Raw genomic sequence first — 21,831 nt, forward strand, 5'->3', positions numbered from 1 at the left:
AGGGCTCACGAAGCCGGATATATGTGTGTGGCTACTTTGTCAGAAAGAGACCTGCCGGTGCTTGCATCGGAGAGGTGTCCATATAAGCTATTTAGAGCCGATCACAAAAGATTGCTCTAGAACTTATGGTGGTCGAAATCAGCCAGCACAAAGCTTAGCCGACTCAAAACATTTGAAAAAACTGCTCAAAAAACATAGACATCATTACCAGCCTTAAATAACATGTCACTCTCATAAAGAAATAAAATTTGTTAATGAACAGCACGAAATAAATTAAGACTCTGAAATTTATGAATAGCGTAATCAAATGGCTAAATAGTCGTTACGAAGAACTTGTAAAAGATAGTTACTTTACATATCTAGTTGGAGAAAATACGCTTAAGTTTGAGCCAACGCTTGATGATCGATTTGACTTAGTATGTTACGACGACAAGATAAATATGATTTTCGATCAAGATAAACGTCTCAAGTTTTTCATCGTGGAATACCCTCTTGATGAAGCGCTATTGAGCATGCTTTCAACAAAAGATATACCATTGACTGAAAAAATGAGTTTGACTTCGATAAAATCAGTATTTGGGGAGCCAGAAAAGTCGGTTGGTCCGAGAAAGCTACCTGGTTCAGTTAAAAATGGCTGGGTTCAATATAACTTATCAGAACAATACAAACTAACATTCAGCTTGTCTCATGTTGATCAAGCTCAGATAGTAGATATAAGGTTCTCAATGAGTTAGTAGAAAAGGTAGCTGATATAAAGAGTTATCTAAACTTTATTGACGATATTTACCTAAACGTCTTTTCAAAAGAGTTAGCAATACCCGCGATTGGTACTCCACTAATTTTCTTAAAAAAATCTATGTACCTACTCGACATCAAAATGAGAAAAGTGGCTTAGGGGGATATAATTAACCTTTCAAGAAAGGTAAACTAAATAACTTTCCCAAATAAGTAGAACACTGGAAGGGAACTCAGTCCAGTTTGAGCGTTCAGAGCTACCACAAAACAAACCTATTTCTTGTACAATACCTGAGGTTAGTTAATCCCCAGAAAATATCTAGCCCGAGGCGTAAAAAGTATACTTAGTATCGAACTACGAGCTATTGCTGAAATAACTGTTGCACTAACAACCTAATGCACAGCTATTTCAAAAACTCGTCCACCTTGATTTAATGTCATCTAGAAACTAATTCACTCTATTAAACTCCATTCCAAGAATGTATTCACTGAGTTTGAAAAACTGAAATGCTTCAATATTGAATTTGGCTAGCGCTTTTACTATTTTTCCATGAACGATAATTGCACCACCCTCCACTCGAGCCAACTTGATAATTAGGCGATTTTCTTCTGGTATATCATTCAAAATATTCTCGAGCAGTTTGTATTTTATAACCTCATTGTATTTAGCATTGGGTTCATACTCATCTACATTACTACTTTCAAAGTCAACACAATCCAAGGTGGAGTAAAAATTGAAGAAATAAAAGTCCTCGTACCACGTCCCATCATCACCTATAATGACAGCAGGAAACAACTGAAAGCCATTTATTTCGTATTGGTTCACTACTGAAGCAATATCCACAGATACCACTGGGTATATACTGTCCATTTGAGCGTTATTAAGATTAAAAGGAACCTCTCCTTTATACCCATTTTCAAAAAATACAGGGCCATCACCATAATCTAACTTTGCATATGTATGATTTCTTCTTCCAGTATCTAACGTCGCTCGCAAAGATAGATATTTATCGCGAAAAACTACGCGTTTCATTATAAAGTATTGATCTTCGTACTGACTCATTTTCTACCTGACTAAAAGTTATTTCATCCTACACAAACACAATCTTTGCTCTTATACAGTATTAAAACCTGTGTCGAGGACATTTATGGTGACTCATACGGAATCCAGCTGTTTATTCAAAGGCTGGTTGGCGAATTGGAGTCACCTACGGACTACTGTACTCACCTGCAACGACGACGCCGGCAAGAAACTGCGAATTGCCAGACATTGTCTCGCTGCCCAACCCATCAACCAAGTCGAACTTTGTTCGATTTCAATAATGCCTGAAATTGGTTCCTTGCACTAACTTCAATAGTCGAATGGCCCTCAAATGGCTATGGCTTGAAAGATAGCTTTCTCCCTGTGGAAACATCTGTGTTTCTGTAATCCAGGAAACTAGATTTCTCACTCAGTTAGTGTTGGGTGTATCTATTGTTTTCTTTATTTTTCGCATATCTTTAACCAATCTTGTTCAGTTGGCATCGTATCAAATTGTGGTATACCGTCATTCATGAAACCCACATCCCAACTTGCGTGAGAGCCGACATAGACATGAGCAGAAACTTTTGTATCAACAGGCTCGGAAAGCAAACCAGCAGGTACCCAATATGAATCACCGTTTGAGCTGATATTAGGTACCGGACTACCACATTGGCAACAAAACTCAGATTTAAAGCCTGAGCTAGTAGAAAATGACCGAATCTGATGTTCGCCAGTGCACCACTTAAAATTTGATGCCTTGACTATCAAAGCTGAATTTGATGAAGAACCCGACACTTTGCGACACAACGAACAATGACATTGATAGATAAGTGGTAATTCACCTGATAACTCAAACGAGATCTCTCCGCACAAACAGTTTCCTTTCAATTGAATTATTCCTTGTTAATTAGTACGCATACCCCCAAACAGAGGCGCAAGCTTCGCTGGTGTCCTGTAGCCTTGATTTTGTTATGTTTTTTTCGGTGGCTGAAACACCATCTAATTACAACAGTACATCTCGCTATGCATTTGTATTGATTGGTTAAACAGGTTTCAGTCCTAATATCCTTTGCAGCTAAACGCGCATTCACGGTTTCCAAATCTATTATCTACCAACAGTGTTTTATATCTTTTTGAATTTAAATCTATTTTCTGTGATATTACAGAAATAATGCGCAAATTTATCTTCAAATTGCCAGGCATTTTGTCAAAACTCTAATAGACAAGCAGCGTGGCTACCGTAGGGGGATTAAGTGTTCTGCCTCTTCCCTCAACCTAAATTTTATCTTTCTGTATCAGCATCTTGTCAGAGATTAACAACATTAGGCAAGCGATAAATTTGCTACCTTTTGGCCAGTTCTTCAATCTGTGCCTGAGTGAAATCACTCATCCAGTAGCACCAAAGATAACCGCCAATAAAAAAGAGCGATACAAGCCGCGGGGTCACTTCAGCCCCTAAAACCAATGCACCCATTTCAAACTGTTTGCGGCTGTGGCTAAGCCGTCAAGGAGGCTCAGCCCATGAGCATACAATGAGTATGTGATTAGGTGAGCCGATGCAGACAATAACGCCACTGTCGCAAACAAAAAGTAAAGCATTGCAGTCTGGTCGAGGGCTGACATACTTCAATCCCTAAACCAATGCACCTATTTCAAACGGTTTGCGGCTGTGGCTAAGCCGTCAAGGAGGCTCAGCCCATGAGCATACAATGAGTATGTGATTGGGGGAGCCGACGCAGACAATAACGCCACGGTCGCAAACAGGAAGAAATAGAAGAAATATCAGTAGTCGAAACCAGGCTGAGCTTTAACCCCCGCCTCAAACGCATGCTTCACGCTATTCACCTCACTGACAGTATCTGCTAATTCAATCAGTTGCCTGTGGCAGTTACGGCCGGTGATGATCACATGCTGCATGGGTGGGCGATTTTGCAACGCATCTATCACTCGCTGCAGATCCAGATAGTGGTAGCTGACCATATAGGTGAGTTCATCGAGCAGGAGTATGTCTATGCTGGCATCCTGAAGCCATTTTTCGGCGGCCGCCCAGGCCTTTTCGGCGGCGGCGATATCCTTGGCTTTGTCCTGGGTGTCCCAGGTAAAGCCTGTGCCCATGACTTCGAACTTGACCCCGGCGCCTTCCAGTAGCTTGCGCTCACCGCACTCCCAGGTGCCCTTGATAAACTGCACCACGGCGCCCTGCTTGCCATGACCGACCGCGCGGGCCAGAGTACCAAAGCCGGAGGTGGATTTACCCTTGCCGTTACCTGTCACGACCAGGAGTATGCCCTTCTCTTCGGTGGCGGCCGCGATTTTGGCATCCACCGCCGCTTTTACTTTCTGCTGCCGCTGTTTATGACGCTCTGCCTTGATATCGGTTTGATTATTATCGGTCACCCGGGCCTTCCTCTTTGAATATGTTGATTATTTTATTGAAATCCAGATGTTGCTCCAGCACATCGGCCAAACGATCCAGCTGTTGTTGTCGCTGCTGATTGATATCCACGGCATGGCGCTGTGGCGCCGTCATCCCGGCCCAGGCGAGCAGTAGTTCACAGGCTTCTTGGCTGTCAAACAGGCCATGCAAATAACTGCCGAGAATTTGATTATCCTCCGACAGCAGGCCTTCGCTGCGGAGTGCTGGGAATTGTGTAGGTGCTGTGGTTTTTGCAGGTTTAGTGATTTTTGCGGGCTCAGTGGCGCTGACACAGTTGGCGTCACTGCCTCGCTCATTAAGCAACAGTGGCTGGGTGCACCTGTCCGGGATCCGCGACACTCCGCAGTGGATCTCATAACCGAAGACTGATGCCGATGATTGCCCAAGCCTCAGGGTACCGCTGACATTGAGCAGCTGTTTTTCGACTTGCAGCTCGGTAGTGAGCGGCAGATATCCCAACCCTTGGCTGGTACCGGGCAAGTCTTCCAGTCCCAAGGGGTCGGCAATGCTCTGCCCCAGCATCTGAAAGCCGCCGCAGATACCGATAAGCTTGCCGCCATAGCGCAGATGGCGAGCTATGCCCTTATCCCAGCCCTGTTGGCGGATAAAAGCCAGGTCGGCGCGCACATTCTTGCTGCCGGGCAACAGCAGGAGATCCAGCCCTGGAAGTTCGCCCTGATGGATCGGCCCTATATAACAAAACTCGATATCCGGATGCAGCCGCAGCGGGTCAAAGTCGGTATGGTTGCTGATCCTGGGGTACACCAAGACGCCGACTCGCAGTCGCGTCCCAGTTCTTTCAGATTGAGTTGTTTCAGATTGAGTTGTTTCAGATTGAGCTCGTGCTGATTGAGCTGTTGTCGGCTGCTCGGTAGTCCCCCCCTGAGACTGAGCAGTGGGCTGCACCAGTGCATCTTCGGCGTCCAGATGCAGGGCATCGAGGTAAGGCAATACGCCCAATACCGACTTGCCGGTGTGAGCCTCGAGCCAATCCAGCCCGGACTGCAGCAATGAGATATCACCGCGGAAACGATTGATCACAAAGCCTTTTACCCGCGCCTGCTCACTCTCGGACAGCAGGGCCAAGGTACCGACCAGGTGGGCAAATACCCCGCCCTTGTCGATATCGGCGATGAGGATCACCGGGCAGTCCACCGCTTCGGCAAAGCCCATATTGGCAATATCGCCCTGGCGCAAGTTGATTTCTGCCGGGCTACCGGCGCCTTCTACCAGCAGCCAGTCAAACTCCTGCTGCAACCTGTGCCAGGATGCCAACACCGCCTGCATGGCAGCGGCTTTATAGTCACGACTCTCGGGGCCGAAAAAGGCGGCCGCTTCCAGGCTGGTCAGCGCCTTGCCCTGAATAATCACCTGCGCCTTGGTATCCGAGCTGGGTTTAAGCAATACCGGGTTGAAGTCGATTCTCGGCTCAAGACCGGCGGCCACCGCCTGCAGCGCCTGGGCCCGGCCAATTTCACCGCCATCCCGGGTGACGGCGCTGTTGAGTGCCATATTTTGCGGCTTGAATGGCGACACTCGCTGACCATGACGATGAAACACCCGGCAGAGTCCGGCTACCAAGGTGCTCTTACCGGCATCCGAAGTGGTGCCCTGCACCATAAGGCTGCGACCAAGCCGGGCCAGAGCCGAAAATTCAGCTTTAAGTTCTGCGCCATTATGGGGTACTGGGTTACTCATGCCTTGCCCCGCTGATCCGGGCTTGTACCCGAAGCGCTCAAGCCCAGGGAGCCACTGCTATCAGAGTTCACAGGCTTTAACGCCAGCGGTAAACCGGCGACCACCAGAGTGACTCTGTCAGCCTTGGCAGCCAGCGCCTGATTGAGCCAACCGGCCTCATCGACAAAACGCCGACTCAGCTCCCCAAGCGGCACTATGCCGGAGCCGACTTCGTTGCTCACCAGCAGCAGATCGCCGTCAAACTCGGCTACCGCCTGCAGCAAGGCCGCGCGTTCGCTAGCCATATCGGCACCAAAGCAGAGCTGATTACTGAGCCAAAGCGTCAGGCAGTCTACCAATACCGGCGCTCCAGAGCCTGAGCGCTGCACAAGCGCCTTGGCCAAATCGAGCGGCACCTCGGCCAACAGCCATTCGAGGCTGCCGCCTTGGCGCGCAGTTTGATGGTGGGCGATACGCCGGGCCATCTCCTCATCGGCGGACTCGGCCGTTGCCAGATACCAGGGGCGGACATTGGCCGGGCACAAGTCGGCCAGTTGCCGCTCGGCGTAACCACTCTTGCCGCTGCGGGCACCGCCCAGAATTAGATGGATCATGCAGGGCTGCCCCCCAATGCCAGCAACAGCATATAAACCGCCAGCTCACTCACCTGCTGCGCCGCTCCCAGGGTATCGCCGGTGTAACCGCCAATCTGGCGCCGGAACCAAAACACCAGGGCCCAACGCAGTAACAACATGGTCGGCAGTAGCCAGAACAGCAGCGTGGTGGACAGCACTGCCGTCAGCACAATTCCAGTCAGCAGCAAAATACCCAACTCATTGAGCCCCTGCTGCTGCGCCAGAGGTTTGCTCTTGCCCTCGTCGCGAACATAGGTTTCGCTGAAGATAATGCTGGCCGCCGTCACCCGGCTGACACAGTGCGCCAATACCAGGGCCAGCGCCGCCTGGTTGATGTCGTAAAGTGCCAACTCCAGCAGTAACTGGTACTTGAGCAGCAACACCAACACCAATGCCAAGGCGCCATAGCTGCCAAGGCGGCTATCTTTCATGATTTTCAGTTTGTCTTCTACCCGCCAACCGCCGCCGAAACCATCGGCGGTATCGGCCAGGCCATCTTCATGAAAACCGCCGGTAACCAGCACACTGCTAATCATCGCCAGCACTATGGCGATAGAGCTTGGCAATATCCCGGCGGCCAGCAACAACACCAAGGCGGAGATCAAGCCCACCACCACGCCCACTAGGCCAAAGTAGCGGCTGGCCTTGTTGAGGCTGTCGCTGTCCACCGTCAGGGCGCTGGGCACAGGAATACGGGTGAAAAAACCTATTGCGATCAAAAATAGCCGCAGCTGCCCGAGCCAGAATCCCATCAGAGCACCTCTTGGGTGGCAGGCTCTACCACCTTGTCGACCCCGGCTTCACCAAAGCTGGCCATCTGGTTGTAGAAGTTGGCCGCCGCCTGCACCAAAGGCAGCGCCAGCGCCGCGCCCGAGCCTTCGCCCAACCTGAGCCCAAGCCGCAGCAAAGGCTTGGCGGACATGGCCTCGAGCAGCAACTTGTGGCCGCGCTCTTCAGACTCATGGGCAAAAATAAGATAATCCCTCACCCCCGGCGCCAAACGCACAGCCGCCAGCGCCGCTGTCGACGCGATAAAACCGTCCACCAGCACGGGCACGCCAAATTCGGCCGCCGCCAACATGGCTCCTGTCATCTGCACTATTTCAAAGCCTCCGAGGCAGGCGAGGATACTGAGCGGCTCGGTCAGCTCGCAGTGGTGCAGCAGCAGTGCCTGCTCTATCAGCAGGCATTTGCGCTTAAGCGTCGCGGCATCTATGCCGGTGCCGCGGCCAACACATTCACTCACAGGCAGACCGGTCAGGGCAGCCATCACGGCGGCGGCAGAAGAGGTGTTGCCTATTCCCATCTCCCCCAGCGCCAGCAGGTTGCTGCCGGCATCGATATGGCGTTTTACCAAGGTGCGCGCCATGGCAAACCCTTGATGCACAGCGCCCAGAGTCATGGCGGCGCGTTTGTGGATAGGCCCGGTACCGGCGCCCAGACGCTGCTCTGTAACCTCGGGGATCCCCAAGCGGCTGAGAATGCCGCAGTCAATCACCTCCAGCTCGAAGCCGGTCTGGCGACAAAACACATTGATGGCAGCGCCGCCGGCAACAAAGTTGAGCACCATTTGGGTGGTCACCTCGCTGGGAGCAATCGACACCCCGGCCGCGGCAATACCATGGTCGGCGGCAAACACCAGCATCACGGGGCGGCGGATGACCAACTCATCAGTGGCGGAACCGAGCTGAATGCGCCCCAATTGCAGCGCCAAAGCCTCCAACTCACCCAAAGCGCCCAGGGGTTTGGTCTTGTTGTCTATGCGGGCCTGAATCGCGTCATCCAGCGCGTGATTGATTGCTGCAACCTGGTACATCCTTCCCTCTCTTATCGTTATTGGCCGCGTTTACGCAGCACTATCAGGAAAAACAGACTGCCGATGGCCGAGGTGATCACCCCCACCGGCAGCTCTTGGGTGGGCAGTATGCTGCGAGCCAGCACATCGACCCAAACCATAAACAGGCCGCCCGCCAGTGCCGTCAGCACCATGGGGTGCTGCCCCGGCAGCAACAACCTGACAATATGAGGCACCATCAGCCCCACAAAACCAATTCCGCCGCAGTGGGCCACCAAAGTGGCGGTAATAAGCGAGCATAACAGCAGCATGGAAACCCTGAGCCTTTGCACCCTGATTCCCAGAGTGTGGGCGGTTTCATCACCGGCAAGCATCGCCAGTACCTGGCGCTTGAAGGCCAGGATCACCAGCAAGGCCGCCAGCACCACCAGAGTGGGCAGTCCAAGCCCATCCCAACTGGCACGGGCAAAACTGCCCAGGCTCCAAAACAGCAAGGAGGTGGTGGCCTGCGGGGTGGAAAAATACAAGATCAAGCTGGTGAGGGCGCTGAACATAAAGGAGATGGCGACCCCGGAGAGCAACATTCTCTCTATCTGGTTGCCGATATTCCTGCCCGCGAGCAGCAGTACCATGAGCACGGCCAAACTGGCACCGATAAAGGCTCCCAGCGGCAGCGATATCCCGGAGATGGCCGAACTCAGGCCAAGGCCGGTCGCTAGGGCGACCGAGACCACCGCGCCGAAGCTGGCGCCCGAGCTGATACCGAACAGGTAAGGATCGGCCAGCGGGTTGCGGGTCACCGCCTGCAATACATAACCCGACAATGCCAGACCGCTGCCGGCGATAAAGGCCAGCAAGATACGCGGCAGGCGCAGATCCCAGACGATACGCTCGCTGATAGCGGACGGCTCACCCACGCCCAGCAGGTGTTTGCCAATCACTCTTGCCACATCGAAGAGACTGATATCTGCGGCGCCAAAACCGGCGGCGGCCAAGGGTGTCAACACAGTGCCGAGCAGCAACAGCAGCCAGCACCAGTAAAGTCTGGGCAAGGGCTTGAGAAACCAGCCGATAAGCGAGCGCCCCGGTGCGACCATGGAAGTAGTCATGCGCCACCTCCCACCGAGCCTGGGCGCCGGTCAGTTTCCTTGTGGGCAACACAGGTTTCGGCCGAGGCAGGCCCTGCCATTGGCTCGACTATCGCAGCGCCGTGAGCCTTGCCGTGACCAGGCTCTGGCGACTGATAGCCGTAAAAGTAGTGGATCAGCGGCCTTCCTAACTGCGGATGCGTCCCCACCTGGCAGCAGACACCGAAGACACCGGCAATTCTGTCTTCGGTCAATACGCTCTGGGGCGAGCCGTGGGCAATACGGCGGCCGTTATCCAGCAGCAAGAGTTCGTCACACAGGGCCGAGGCCAGATTGAGATCGTGAATCGAGGCGATCACCGTGACTCCCAGACTGCGCACCAGCTCGAGGATCTGGATCTGATAGCGGATATCCAGATGATTGGTGGGCTCGTCCAGGATCAAAAGCTTGGGGCGCTGCACTATGGCGCGGGCAATCAAGGCCCTTTGCTTCTCTCCGCCGGAAAGCTGCGCGAAAGGCTCAGCGGCCTTGTGCTGCAACCCGACCTGCGCCAATGCCGCCTGCACCTGGGCCTTGTCGGCCGCCGATGGCATATCAAACAACCCCTTGTGGGGAGTCAGTCCCATGGCCACTAATTGAGTCAGATCCAGTGCCAGTTGGGCCGGGGTATCCTGCAGCACCACGGCCACCTCTTTGGCGAAAGCTTTGGCTGACAAACTATTGATATCCTGCCCAAACAGCTGGATCTGACCGCTGTCCGGGCGGATATAACGATAGAGGCAGCGCAGCAGGCTCGACTTACCGGCACCATTGGGGCCTATGAGCCCGAGCATCTTGCCACTTGGCAGCTCAAAACCCACATCGGCCAATACGCTGTGACCACCGGGAAGCCAGCTAAGCTGTTGCACCTTGAGTGCCAGGCTCATAACCGCCCCCCGACATTGAGCCTGTGACCGGCAGAAGGCTCAGGCTGCAGTGGAAGAATCATCTATTCGCTCCCCCGGTTTACCCGCCCGGGTTTCTGGTTTGGTTTATCAGCCTGGGCAGGTCTCCTGACTCGTCGCCAACGGCGACTCACAGTTGCGGGCACAGTCCGGGCTTTCCCGGTTCCCTGGGTTGGTTCACCTGCAAAGGTGCCAACACCCTGGCTGCTGCCGCACTTGGCGGCCATTTGGGGTTATTATCCCGGTTTTATCGCTCGGCACAATTGCCTGGCGCAATAGCGCAGCACAATCACCACCGGATGCTTGCTCCGCACTATTGCGGCCAGTGGAGCTTGCTGAAACACTGCCATTCTTGGTCACTTTCACCGCTGGCATCACGGCTGGCATAGAGGGTTATTCTGACCCAGGCCGCATAAGGTAGCTCCAAGGCGTTGAACACTGCCGCAGGCGGCATTTGCCCCGGCAGCAAAATCTCGGACAACAGCAGCCGGATAACCCCGCTGTGAGTCAGGATCAGCGCTGCATCGGCGCTTGCTGAAGAAGCAGAATCTCCTGAAACAGAGCCTTCGGAAGAACTAACCTCTCTCGCAAGCCAGCGCTGCACCATAGTCTGCCAGCCATCCAACACCCGGCTACGAAAGGCTGGCAGCGATTCCCCGCCCGGCGGAGTATTGGCCACAGGGTCACGCCAGAAGGCTTCGGCCGCCTCGCTATGCTGCTGATAGACACTCGCCACCTTCATGCCGTCCCAGTCACCGAAGTCCAGCTCCCAGAGCCAGTCATGCTGCTGCAGCGGCGCCGGGAAATAGTCAGGCATATCGGCCTTGAGCTCGGTGGCAAAAGCCTGGCAACGCAGGGCCGGAGAACTCAGCAGCGTCAGGCGTTCGGGCTGGCTCGGCAACTGCTCCAGCGCACTACTGATAGCCCGCCAGCTGCGCCACATCTGCGCTTTGCCCTCATCGCTCAGGGCCACATCACTGCGGCCGCGGATAATCTCGCCGCCTTCACATTCGCCGTGCCGCAGCAGATAGATATTCAGTTGCCTATGTTCAGCCACACACTTCTCCCGTCAGAGTCCGGTGGTTACCGGGCCAATTTAACCTTGCCGCAGGCCGCCGGAATCCGTATATTATGGACGTCTATACGTATAAATGTCCAAAATAACTTTTTCCGCGCCCACACACGCCTTTGGCTATCATGCCAGATAGTGCCCCGGGCGTCAGGTCGGCAGAGATGATGTCGCGGATGCCAAGCGCCGCGAATGTAAAACAGCAATAAGACAGGTATGAAAGGTAACCCTATGGCGACTTCCCAGCACTCCCCAAGCCAGACAGAGCGCAAGCTCAAACAGACCCTCAAAGAGCGGATCCTGATTTTAGATGGCGCCATGGGCACCATGATCCAGGACTACAAGCTGGAAGAAGCCGATTACCGCGGCGAGCGCTTCAAAGATTGGCATTGCGATGTCAAAGGCAACAATGATCTGCTGATACTGACCCAGAGCGAGATCATCAAGACCATTCACAGGGAATACCTGCTGGCCGGTGCCGACATCATAGAAACCAACACCTTCAACGCCACCACCATTGCCATGGCCGACTATGAGATGCAGAGCCTGGCGGCGGAGATCAATTACCAAGGCGCCAGAATCGCCCGAGAAGTGGCCGATGAAGTGGCCGCCGCCAGCGGTATTCCCCGCTATGTGGCCGGGGTGCTAGGCCCCACCAACCGCACCTGTTCCATCAGCCCGGATGTGAATGACCCCGGCTTTCGCAACATACATTTCGACGATCTTGTGTTGGCCTACAGCGAATCCACCGAGGCGCTGATCGCCGGTGGCGCCGACATCATTCTGGTGGAAACCATCTTCGATACCCTCAATGCCAAGGCGGCGCTGTTTGCCATCGAAAATGTGTTCGAGAAACTGGACCAAAGGTTGCCGGTGATGATTTCCGGCACCATTACCGATGCCTCGGGCCGCACCCTGACAGGGCAAACCACAGAGGCCTTTTACCATTCTCTCAGACATATAAAGCCGCTGAGCATAGGCCTCAACTGCGCCCTGGGCCCGAAAGAACTGCGGCCATATGTCGAGGAGCTTTCCCGTATCAGCGAGTGCTTTGTCTCGGCGCACCCCAATGCCGGTCTGCCCAATGAATTCGGCGGCTATGACGAGACTCCGGCGGAGATGGCAAGCGTGATAGGCCCCTGGGCCGAAGAGGGGCTGCTCAATATTGTCGGCGGCTGCTGCGGCACCACGCCTGCGCATATCAAGGCGATTTCTGAAGCCGTTAGCCTTCATGCACCAAGGCCGCTGCCTGAGCTGCCGGTGGCATGTCGCCTCTCCGGACTGGAACCCCTGACCATAGATGCAAGCAGCCTGTTTGTGAATGTGGGCGAACGCACCAATGTCACCGGCTCGGCCAGGTTTCTCAAGTTAATCAAAGAAGGCCAGTACGAAACCGCGCTGGAGGTGGCCCGTGACCAGGTGGAAAACGGCGCCCAGATCATAGATATCAACATGGATGAGGGCATGCTCGACGGGGTCGAGATGATGCAGAAATTCCTCAACCTTATCGCCTCAGAGCCTGATATCAGCAAGGTGCCTGTGATGATCGACTCCTCCAAGTGGGAGGTGATTGAGGCCGGGCTCAAGTGCATTCAGGGCAAGGGAATAGTCAACTCCATCTCCCTCAAAGAGGGCGAGGCCAAGTTTATTGAACAGGCCAAACTGGTGAAGCGCTACGGCGCCGCCGCCATCATCATGGCCTTCGATGAACAAGGCCAGGCCGACACCCGGGAGCGCAAAACCGAAATCTGTACCCGCGCCTACCGGGTGCTGCTGGATAAGGTGGGCTTCCCGCCGGAAGATATTATCTTCGACCCCAATATCTTCGCCATCGCCACCGGCATAGAGGAGCACGATAACTATGCGGTGGACTTTGTCGGCGCCATTGAAGATATCAAGGCCAACCTGCCCCATGCGATGATTTCCGGCGGGGTGTCCAACGTTTCTTTCTCCTTCCGCGGCAACAACCCGGTGCGGGAAGCCATTCATGCCGTGTTCCTCTATCACGCCATCAAGGCGGGGATGGATATGGGCATAGTCAACGCCGGTCAGTTGGCCATCTATGACGATATCGACCCTGAGCTTAAGCAGAAGGTAGAGGCCGTGGTGCTCAACCTGCCCTGCCCGGTTGCCGACTCCAGTAACACAGAGCAGTTGCTCGAAGTCGCCGAGAAGTATCGCGGTGGCCCGGGCGGCGCAGGCAAGAAAGAAGATCTCGAATGGCGCAAGTTGCCGGTCAACAAACGCCTGGAACACGCGCTGGTGAAAGGGATCACCGAATACATAGACGCCGACACCGAAGAAGCGCGCCTGCAGGCCAAGCGGCCGCTGGATGTGATTGAAGGCCCGCTGATGGACGGCATGAACGTGGTGGGCGATCTCTTTGGCGCCGGTAAGATGTTTCTGCCGCAAGTGGTCAAGTCCGCCCGGGTGATGAAAAAAGCGGTCGCCTATCTCAACCCCTATATCGAAGCCGAAAAAGTTGAAGGCCAGAGCAACGGTAAGGTGCTGATGGTCACGGTCAAGGGCGATGTTCATGACATAGGCAAGAACATAGTCGGGGTGGTGCTGGCCTGTAACGGCTACGAAGTGATAGATCTCGGTGTCATGGTGCCGGTGGAGAAAATCATCGAAGTCGCCAAGGCCGAGAAGGTCGACATCATAGGCATGTCCGGGCTCATTACCCCGAGCCTGGATGAGATGGTGCACAACGTTAAAACCTTCGAGCGCGAAGGTCTGACCCTGCCGGCGATTATCGGTGGTGCCACCTGCTCCAAGATCCATACCGCAGTGAAGATAGCGCCTCATTATCCCCATGGCGCCATCTATATTGCCGATGCCTCGCGCGCCGTGCCCATGGTCAGCAAGCTCATCAACAATGAAACCCGCCAGGCCACCATAGACGAAACCTATCGCGAATATGAACTGATGCGCCAAAAGCGCCTGTCGCAGACCAAGCGCAAGCAGATAGTGCCCTTGCAGGTCGCACGGGATAACCGCTGCAGCCACGACTGGGCCAACTACCAAGCAGTGAAGCCCAACACCCCGGGGATCCAGGTGTTTGACGACTATCCGCTGGAGGACTTGCTCGATCGCATCGACTGGACGCCGTTTTTCCGCGCCTGGGAGTTGCACGGTCATTTCCCGCAAATACTGGATGACGAAGTCGTCGGTACTGAGGCCCGTAAAGTCTATGCCGACGGCAAGGCGATGCTGGAGCAAATCATCCAAGAGAAGTGGCTCACCGCCAAGGGCGTTATCGGCCTCTTTCCCGCCAACAGCGTCAACTTCGATGATATCGAGATCTACACAGATGACTCTCGCAGCCAAGTGTTGTTGACCACCCATCATCTACGGATGCAGCTGGAGCGGGTGGGCAACCACAACTTCTGTCTCTCTGACTTTGTTGCTCCCAAAGAGAGCGGCGTGGCCGACTATATGGGGGGATTTGCGGTCACCGCCGGCCATGGCATCGATGCCCATATTGCCCGTTTCGAGGCGGCCCACGATGACTACAGCGCCATCATGCTCAAGTGTCTGGCCGACCGCCTGGCCGAAGCCTTCGCCGAGCGGATGCACGAGCGGGTGCGTAAGGAATTCTGGGGTTATGCCAGCGAAGAAAACCTGGATAACGAGGCGCTTATTCGTGAAAAGTACAAGGGCATACGCCCGGCTCCCGGCTACCCTGCCTGCCCGGACCACACGGAAAAAGGCCTGCTTTGGCAGCTTCTTAAGCCAGACGAGTGTATCGACCTTAAGATCACCGAGAGCTTTGCCATGTACCCCACGGCGGCGGTCAGCGGCTGGTACTTTGCGCACCCGCAATCACGCTATTTTGGGGTAAGCAACATAGGCCGAGATCAGGTAGAAGACTACGCCCACCGCAAAGGGATGACAGTGGCCGAAGCCGAAAAATGGCTGGCCCCGGTGTTGGATTATGATCCTGAGTAAAAGAGGCTCTTAAGCGAACAACTGAGCTGTTCAGGGGCTCTCGCCTTTTCGGGTGAGGGTCCCTGAATTCAAGACCGTTCCACATTTTTGATAACAGCCATACTCATCAAACACTTACTGTATCTCATCTTCGCCCGTAAGCTGGTGCTTTTTGCAAGAACCTGAAACTGGGATTACTTTTAATGAGGTTGTCTCCATCACTTCATTGAAAAGGAATTCACTATGCGAACAGTGCATTTGGCCGCAGCCTTGCTTTGCCTATCTGGATGTACCAGTACACTCACCACAACGGTCATTAAAAGCAATGACGATCCCGGTGCAACATCGGCCAAGCAAGGTTTGGTTTACCATTTGCCGGCTTCATCGCAAACAGTAACGCTAACTCATAAATTGGTCTTTTGTCGTGTGGTCAATGATACCCTGGAGTTTGATTTCAACACTACCGCAACAGTCAAACAAACAGGGCATCCTGATCTAACCAAAGTATTCGTGATTAACCCTTCAGAGTTACATGCTTTTTCCAAAGCCTGGGGCATGAACGTGGTGATGCATCCCAATGGTTTGCTTAAATCCTTTTCCACCCATGCTGACGACAAATCCATAGAGTTGGGCATGGCGGCGATAAAAACCGTAGCCAACATTGCCGCCATTTCACAGGGAATTCCTATATCGATTGGTTCAGCTTCTCTCCCTCCAAGCGATAAAAAAAATCAGGGGCAAGGCGTTACGCCTCCCAAAGCAGCTTGTATTCCAAAACTTTTGCATCAACCCTTGGTATCCGTGGTTATCGATAACCTGAAAGCTACAGTGACAAATAAACAAGGAGAGCTGAAGAAAAAGCAGAAGCTCCTGGCCGCAAAAAAAGGGAATACCTCTGCAGAAGAAGCTGCGGTACTCAGCGCACAGAAAGCCGTATCCATGGCGACTCTTGAATTCGATACATTCCAGAAAGAAATCTCAGTGCAACGCGAATACACCATAGATACAGCATCAATCCCCCAAAATCAGCCTTATCTATTGCCTCTTGTTAGTGATGATTTTTTGCCTTGGGTAATATCCCAGGATACCGAGTTAAGAAATGACGTGGCGATAACTATGGCCAATAGATACCTATTTGGACTATCACTTGAAAAACTGACTGATGTCGGATTAGCGAAAGAGAGCACCTTAAAAGCAGAAGAGGATTATCCGGGGTTGTATTACACAACGTTCGGAACCCGTAAACTACTATTAGTGCGACAAGACACTGCTAAGAAACAAAACAACCTGACGATGGTATTCAGCGGTTTTATTAATGCGCCTGAATTCGGCCACGTAGGCATTTTGCCCTACCAAAACCATGTTGGAGAAAGTAACTCTTTTACGGCCGTATTCGACGCCAATGGTGCACTGACTTCAGTCGATTACGGAACTGAACGCCCTGCCTCAGAAAAAGTGGAGTCTGCCCTCTACGAGGTCACTGATTTTTATAGCGATTACGCCAATAATCGACAAACTATCCGCGATGCAGACAAGCTGGAAAGCCAGACATTGACAATCCACGCATTATTGATAGCCAATAGCACTTATCCGAACCTGACCGTTGATCAGTTAACCGCACGTGCCAGCATAGTCCAATCACTGCTCATCAAGCTTGGTGACACGGAGCAGAGTCGGGCGGCAATAACCTCTCTGTCGATGAACATAGACAATGACAATCTGATTCGATTAGCTGAGGCGTTATAAGCTGCCAAAGGTACTCGTCGGCTATCGAGTGGAACTGCTTAATATTTGCAATATAGGCAATTGGTTAGCCACCAATTGCCACTATGACTAGGGCTGATGTAATCGATATCCTGCTTCATTTTCTTTCACTAGTAAGGAAATACCTATTCGGGTCTGTTTCTTCTGTTAAAATCAGCGCAAATTGAATGTTTCAAACCAATGAGGAGCTTATGAATCCTATTATTGCCCTGCTGAAAGAGCACAATATCAGCGATGAACAAATAAACAGTCTGTTCCAGAGCCTGACCGAAAATCCCCTGATGGCCATGGGTACTCTGGGGCAGTTGGGATTACCGCCGGAAAAGCTGCAGGGGTTGATGATGCAAGTGATGCAGAACCCGGCACTGATCAAAGAAGCCGTGGAAGAACTGGGACTGGATTTCTCCAAGGTTGAAGCCGCCAAAGCCCAAATGAACAAGTCTGTTTAATCTTGTGCGCCCTCAAGGCCTGACTCATTTGGCTTTGAGGGCCGATGTCATGTTCTGTCATTCATCAGGTATTAGGCTGACAAATTGGCTGTGCCATCAGCTCAGTTCGCTGCAACGCTTAGGAAGGTGCGAATAGGTCCTCGTGGCACTCTGGCTTACACAGCAATTGGCGCTCAAGGCATCTGACTGAAGGCATGCCGGGGCATGTTGAAGTCGGATAACGCAGAGAGCCGGTTGCTGTGAAAGCCCCGAAGGGCGTGGCTTACAGACCTGTCTGCTGTGTTGTGCTTCTTGCAAAGGACTAGGGCCATTTGCTGCGAACCACGCCTTGCATCCAGGCCTGTAAGCCGACGCAGAGCACACATGGGACTTGTTCGCACCTTCCATTTTTGATAGTTCTCTGAAGCAATACCCGTATCAAGCGCCCGGCAATTTCTGCAATAACTTTGATGCCCGTCCGGATTGGCCGCTGTCACTCGTGCCGGCGTATTACCAAAATCAGTGGGATAGGGATGAAATATATGTTCCTCACCATGAGTCGTTGAACAGTTGGGACACGACTTAAACTTCCGACCGCTTCCCGGCTCCTGCTTACGTAACATTCCGTTATTCAAACGCCCACCACAAAAGTTACAGCTCATCAGCACTCTCCCTGTTATTAACTGATATTCAGCATGGCAAACAGCTCACGCTGAGCAAAAGATAACCAAAGGTGTGTTGAAAGCCAATCTATTCCCTCTTGTCTCTCCGCCATCGCCCTCACCTAACACAAGATTGAGACAAACCGTGTGTGTTTAACAAAAACGCTACAAAACGCTACATCATTTGCCGTGCCTCCCATTGAGTCGGCGTGCTTAAGTAGGTGCTCGGTCAATATTCGGCCAAGGAAGTATGGGTCGATGATCGAAAGCTGAATTTATCCCAATCATACAGGAGGTATTACAGTGACAAGATCCCAGTGGTTCCAGCGTCTATCGGCGCTATGTCTCGTCTCAGCCAGTTTGCTGCTGACACCGGCAGCCGTGGCCCAAAAACATCTCAAACAAAATCTCAGTCAATTGACCAGTCAGGCGTCCAGCATAGTCTCGGGCCAAGTGGTGTCTGTGACCGATGGCTTTGATGAGCGCAAACGCCCCTATACCCAGATCACTATTCGGGTAGGTATGGATGCCAAGAACAAACATAAGGCAGGCAGCGAATATACCTTCCGCCAGTTTGGTTTGCTCAAGCCCCGTTCCATGGGTAACGGCAAAGTCTACCTGGGCGTATCCCCCGAAGGCTTCGCCCGCTGGTCGGTTGGCGAGCAGGTAGTGGCCTTTATGAATCCGGATCTCGGTGCAGGCCTGACTTCTACCGTAGGGTTGGAACAAGGCAAATTCATTGTGCAAAACGGCAAAGTCAGCAATCAACTGGGCAACATAGGCCTGTTTGATGGCATGAACACCCAGTCGCTCAGCCCTGAAGAGCAGAGCCTTATCACCACGGCCGGCGCTGTGGATGCCGCCGCATTTATGTCTCTGGTTGGCAAACTGGTACAGGAGGCCAAATAATGAAGCTTTCAAGAATTGCCACGGCCTTGCTGTTGGGCTCAGTCTCCTCTGCCGCGCTGGCCGGTGGCCCGCTGTATATTCACGAACCCACAATGCAGCCCTATAAGTGGGATACTTCCAAGGGGGCGATTCCCGTCTATACCGACGGCGGTCCTGTGATTAAAAACAAGGATGGGGTTAACGTACAAACCTTCACCATTCTGGAAAAGGGGCAGATGTTCAATCTCGACATAACACTGCCGGACGGCACTGTTATCCCGGCAGGTACAGTGCTGGACAGGGATTACACCTTCCTCAGCATAGCTCAGGCCAATGCCATTACCGCCAAGGCCGTGGGCGAATGGTCAGCGGTGGAAACCTCCACCTTTGAGATGTCGGTGCAGGGCACCATTGAACAGCAAATCGGCATCCAGGACGTCAATCAAACCAATGTCGACCAGATCTATTCCGCCGTAAACGGCTATGGTTTCTGGGTCAACTATGACACCGACGGCCAGATACTGGAACAATATTTCGGCGTACCACGCAGCCAGGTCCTGGGGATAGCCTTCCCCGAGTGGGCCGATGAAGAAACCGGTGAAATCCTCGAGGCCACTGCCTTGATGAACGGCTGGTACGTGGGTATAGATGACACAGAAGGCGAAATGATTGCCGGGGTATTTACCCATGAATTCGGCCACGCCCTCAACATGTCGCACTCCCAGGCCAATGGTCATCTCAGCTATATGTCGGCCTCTTACAGCCCGCAATATGACGGGGTACCGGGCTGCGCCATCACCAATCAATACACCAGCGCCAGCCAGATAGCGCCGGACACTATTGAAACCATGTTCCCCTTCATCAATGTGTTGGGGATTCAGGGCGCCGAGCAATCAACGGTCAATGTGCGCGACGATATAGTCAACCTGTCCGATCTCTACCCCACAGCGGAATATCGTTCTGGCTACGGCTCGATTTCCGGTACCTTGTACACCAAGGAAGGAGTGGATTATTCGGGCATGAACATGGTGGCCCGTAACCTGGATAACCCACTGTACGATGTGGTCACTCAACAGTCCGGCAACCTGACTCAAGGGCTTGTAGGCCCGGATGGCAAGTTCACCATCAATGGATTGACTCCCGGCGGCCGCTATGTGCTCTACATGGAGACCATCAAGGCCGGTGGTTATCCTACCCGACAAACCGCCCTCTTGTCAGAGGCCGAATACTGGAACAGCAATGAAAGCAGCAATCCGGCCAGCGATAGAGCCTGTGATTTCACTCCTATCATTGCCGAAGCCGGGGTGACCAAACAGGCCGATATCTATTTCAACGGCTATAGCGATGGCATCCAATATACCCCGCTGGTAAGCGCCTTTGTGCTGGATCATGCCAAGAACGGCAAACGTGCCATGGGGATAACCGGCACTACGCCTTTCCTCTATGACAGCACCAAGAAAGCCCTGTTCGAGCTGCACCCGGCCGGTAATGCCGTGGTTGCCGGACACGCCACCATGAACAAAAACGCTACCAAGGCCGGTGTCATGGCGGACTTCAGTGGCAACGGCATCAGCAATGCCGCCATCTGGGATCTGCGCAGCGACAAGCTGACCTCGCTTGGGGATCTCAACGGTAACAGCTGCGGTGGCTCGGGACAGTCAGGCACCAACTCCAGCTATGTCTGGGATATGGATGACAATGGCGACACAGTTGTCGGCACCGCTTATGTGGATACTGACGGTAACGGCGCCTGCCAGAGTGCATTCAAGGACGAGATAGTGCCCTTTATCTGGACCAAGATGGCCGGTATGCAGCAACTGCCTTACCAATTTGCCGAAAAGGTTCAATGGCTGCGTGCCGACAGGATAGCCGGCAACGGCAGTACCATAACAGGTACTTATGATGGCACCAGTCAGGTTGCCTGGGTCGATGGCCGCTTCCACGACACCTCGGCTGAGTTTGGCGCCCAGGACTCTTCGGTGATCTCCAACGACGGCAGCACGGTTGGCTTTGGCACCCGCACCGGAGTCACCCTATGGCATACGGACTCGGGCCAACAGGAGCACATAGGCAGCCTGCGCTGGTGTGAGCAGGTACCTTTCAATCACTTCTTCCTGGGTAATCTGTGTGCCGAAGGTTGGGATCACGACAGTATCAGTGCCGAATTTGGCGTACCGCGTATGCTGCTGCTTGATGCCAGCGACGATCTGTCGATGATTACCGCTCGCTCCGGCAGCCTGTTTACCGGTTTCAGTGGTGGTATCTACCTGGAAGGTTTGGGCTGGATGAGCACCAAGGAGTTCTTCGCCAAGCAAGGCGTTACCGAAGCCAAGGCACTGACCATAGACAACCCTTTTGCCATCAGTGCCAACGGCTCTGAAATGATGGGTGGTATCGCAGGAGCTGTCTTGTCTATCGATGTCGATCTGAACAAGGCCTTTGTCTGCCGGGAGGGCCAGGATGTTCAGCTCAGCTTCCCGAAACAGGTGGTTGCTGCCGTCAAAGGCGGAGCCGAGTTTGGTCGCTGTGCCCACCTGAACGATTGATGCAAAGTTGAAGTAAACAACTGCCAACGGGAGCCTCAGGGCTCCCGTTTTTTGTCTGCCTAAAACCTTCCATCAGCGGTTGTTCTCAAGCCAGGCTGCCACTTTCCAACCGAAGAAATTGGTGCATCTAATTCCTTAGGCTTTCATGAATTACTGGCTCTGCTATAATTTGTGCCCGAAATTTTCAGGCATTTCCAGACGAGCGGTAA

The 21,831-nt window shown here is 53.1% G+C and carries 16 protein-coding genes and 1 riboswitch; of the genes, 6 read left to right on the top strand and 10 right to left on the bottom strand.

Features of this window, described 5'->3' with window-relative positions; translation table 11 throughout:
* The first annotated feature begins 290 nt into the window (after positions 1-290).
* The gene (locus ACMHXI_RS20315) at positions 291-734 is read left to right on the top strand and encodes a hypothetical protein (protein WP_208148849.1); all 444 of its coding nucleotides are present in this window, start codon (positions 291-293) and stop codon (positions 732-734) included.
* 449 nt (positions 735-1,183) lie between these two features.
* Here the strand turns inward: ACMHXI_RS20315 and ACMHXI_RS20320 are convergent, their stop codons facing one another.
* The 10 genes from ACMHXI_RS20320 to ACMHXI_RS20365 all read right to left on the bottom strand — a co-directional run bounded on the left by ACMHXI_RS20320 (position 1,184) and on the right by ACMHXI_RS20365 (position 11,392).
* Positions 1,184-1,798 (bottom strand): imm11 family protein, encoded by a 615-nt coding sequence (locus tag ACMHXI_RS20320; RefSeq protein WP_208192797.1) that lies wholly within the window; start codon positions 1,796-1,798, stop codon positions 1,184-1,186.
* A 420-nt stretch (positions 1,799-2,218) separates the two neighbouring features.
* Positions 2,219-2,647: a GFA family protein gene (locus tag ACMHXI_RS20325; protein WP_208125513.1), complete on the bottom strand. Its 429-nt coding sequence runs from the start codon at positions 2,645-2,647 to the stop codon at positions 2,219-2,221.
* A gap of 894 nt (positions 2,648-3,541) precedes the next feature.
* Positions 3,542-4,156 carry a cob(I)yrinic acid a,c-diamide adenosyltransferase gene (gene cobO / locus ACMHXI_RS20330; RefSeq protein WP_025011252.1) on the bottom strand — a complete coding sequence of 205 codons (615 nt, stop codon included), beginning with the start codon at positions 4,154-4,156 and terminating at the stop codon, positions 3,542-3,544.
* Positions 4,146-5,816, bottom strand: a complete 1,671-nt coding sequence (locus ACMHXI_RS20335) for a cobyric acid synthase (RefSeq protein ID WP_413735995.1) — start codon at positions 5,814-5,816, stop codon at positions 4,146-4,148. Before ACMHXI_RS20335 ends, cobO begins: the two co-directional genes overlap by 11 nt.
* Positions 5,817-5,890: 74 nt before the next feature.
* Positions 5,891-6,487, bottom strand: coding sequence for a bifunctional adenosylcobinamide kinase/adenosylcobinamide-phosphate guanylyltransferase (cobU, locus tag ACMHXI_RS20340; RefSeq protein ID WP_413735957.1), 597 nt, complete (start codon positions 6,485-6,487; stop codon positions 5,891-5,893).
* The gene (locus ACMHXI_RS20345) at positions 6,484-7,260 is read right to left on the bottom strand and encodes an adenosylcobinamide-GDP ribazoletransferase (protein ID WP_101052783.1); all 777 of its coding nucleotides are present in this window, start codon (positions 7,258-7,260) and stop codon (positions 6,484-6,486) included. The genes cobU and ACMHXI_RS20345 overlap by 4 nt, the downstream gene beginning before the upstream one ends.
* Entirely contained in the window at positions 7,260-8,324 is a 1,065-nt protein-coding gene (cobT, locus tag ACMHXI_RS20350) for a nicotinate-nucleotide--dimethylbenzimidazole phosphoribosyltransferase (RefSeq protein ID WP_345842268.1), read from the bottom strand. The genes ACMHXI_RS20345 and cobT overlap by 1 nt, the downstream gene beginning before the upstream one ends.
* 17 nt (positions 8,325-8,341) lie before the next feature.
* Positions 8,342-9,412 (bottom strand): FecCD family ABC transporter permease, encoded by a 1,071-nt coding sequence (locus ACMHXI_RS20355; protein WP_243756819.1) that lies wholly within the window; start codon positions 9,410-9,412, stop codon positions 8,342-8,344.
* Entirely contained in the window at positions 9,409-10,317 is a 909-nt protein-coding gene (locus ACMHXI_RS20360; protein ID WP_129978818.1) for an ABC transporter ATP-binding protein, read from the bottom strand. Before ACMHXI_RS20360 ends, ACMHXI_RS20355 begins: the two co-directional genes overlap by 4 nt.
* Positions 10,318-10,415: 98 nt before the next feature.
* A riboswitch (cobalamin riboswitch) is annotated at positions 10,416-10,553 on the bottom strand.
* 95 nt (positions 10,554-10,648) lie between these two features.
* Positions 10,649-11,392 carry a histidine phosphatase family protein gene (locus ACMHXI_RS20365; RefSeq protein ID WP_345842269.1) on the bottom strand — a complete coding sequence of 248 codons (744 nt, stop codon included), beginning with the start codon at positions 11,390-11,392 and terminating at the stop codon, positions 10,649-10,651.
* A gap of 243 nt (positions 11,393-11,635) precedes the next feature.
* Here ACMHXI_RS20365 and metH point away from each other — a divergent pair, with 243 nt between their 5' ends.
* The 5 genes from metH (at position 11,636) to ACMHXI_RS20390 (ending at position 21,622) form a co-directional block, all read left to right on the top strand.
* Positions 11,636-15,355, top strand: coding sequence for a methionine synthase (metH, locus tag ACMHXI_RS20370; RefSeq protein WP_413735960.1), 3,720 nt, complete (start codon positions 11,636-11,638; stop codon positions 15,353-15,355).
* Between the two features lie 222 nt (positions 15,356-15,577).
* Positions 15,578-17,080, top strand: coding sequence for a hypothetical protein (locus ACMHXI_RS20375; RefSeq protein ID WP_413735962.1), 1,503 nt, complete (start codon positions 15,578-15,580; stop codon positions 17,078-17,080).
* Between the two features lie 209 nt (positions 17,081-17,289).
* On the top strand, positions 17,290-17,547 hold the full coding sequence (locus ACMHXI_RS20380; RefSeq protein WP_025011260.1) for a DUF2999 family protein: 258 nt from the start codon (positions 17,290-17,292) through the stop codon (positions 17,545-17,547).
* Positions 17,548-18,491: 944 nt separating this feature from the next.
* Complete coding sequence (locus ACMHXI_RS20385; protein ID WP_025011261.1) at positions 18,492-19,097, top strand: hypothetical protein; 606 nt, start codon at positions 18,492-18,494, stop codon at positions 19,095-19,097.
* Positions 19,097-21,622 (top strand): hypothetical protein, encoded by a 2,526-nt coding sequence (locus tag ACMHXI_RS20390; protein ID WP_413735964.1) that lies wholly within the window; start codon positions 19,097-19,099, stop codon positions 21,620-21,622. The genes ACMHXI_RS20385 and ACMHXI_RS20390 overlap by 1 nt, the downstream gene beginning before the upstream one ends.
* Positions 21,623-21,831: the final 209 nt, after the last annotated feature.

The sequence above is a fragment of the Shewanella sp. BJSY2023SW005 genome, assembly GCF_047314585.1.
Taxonomy (GTDB): domain Bacteria; phylum Pseudomonadota; class Gammaproteobacteria; order Enterobacterales; family Shewanellaceae; genus Shewanella; species Shewanella algae.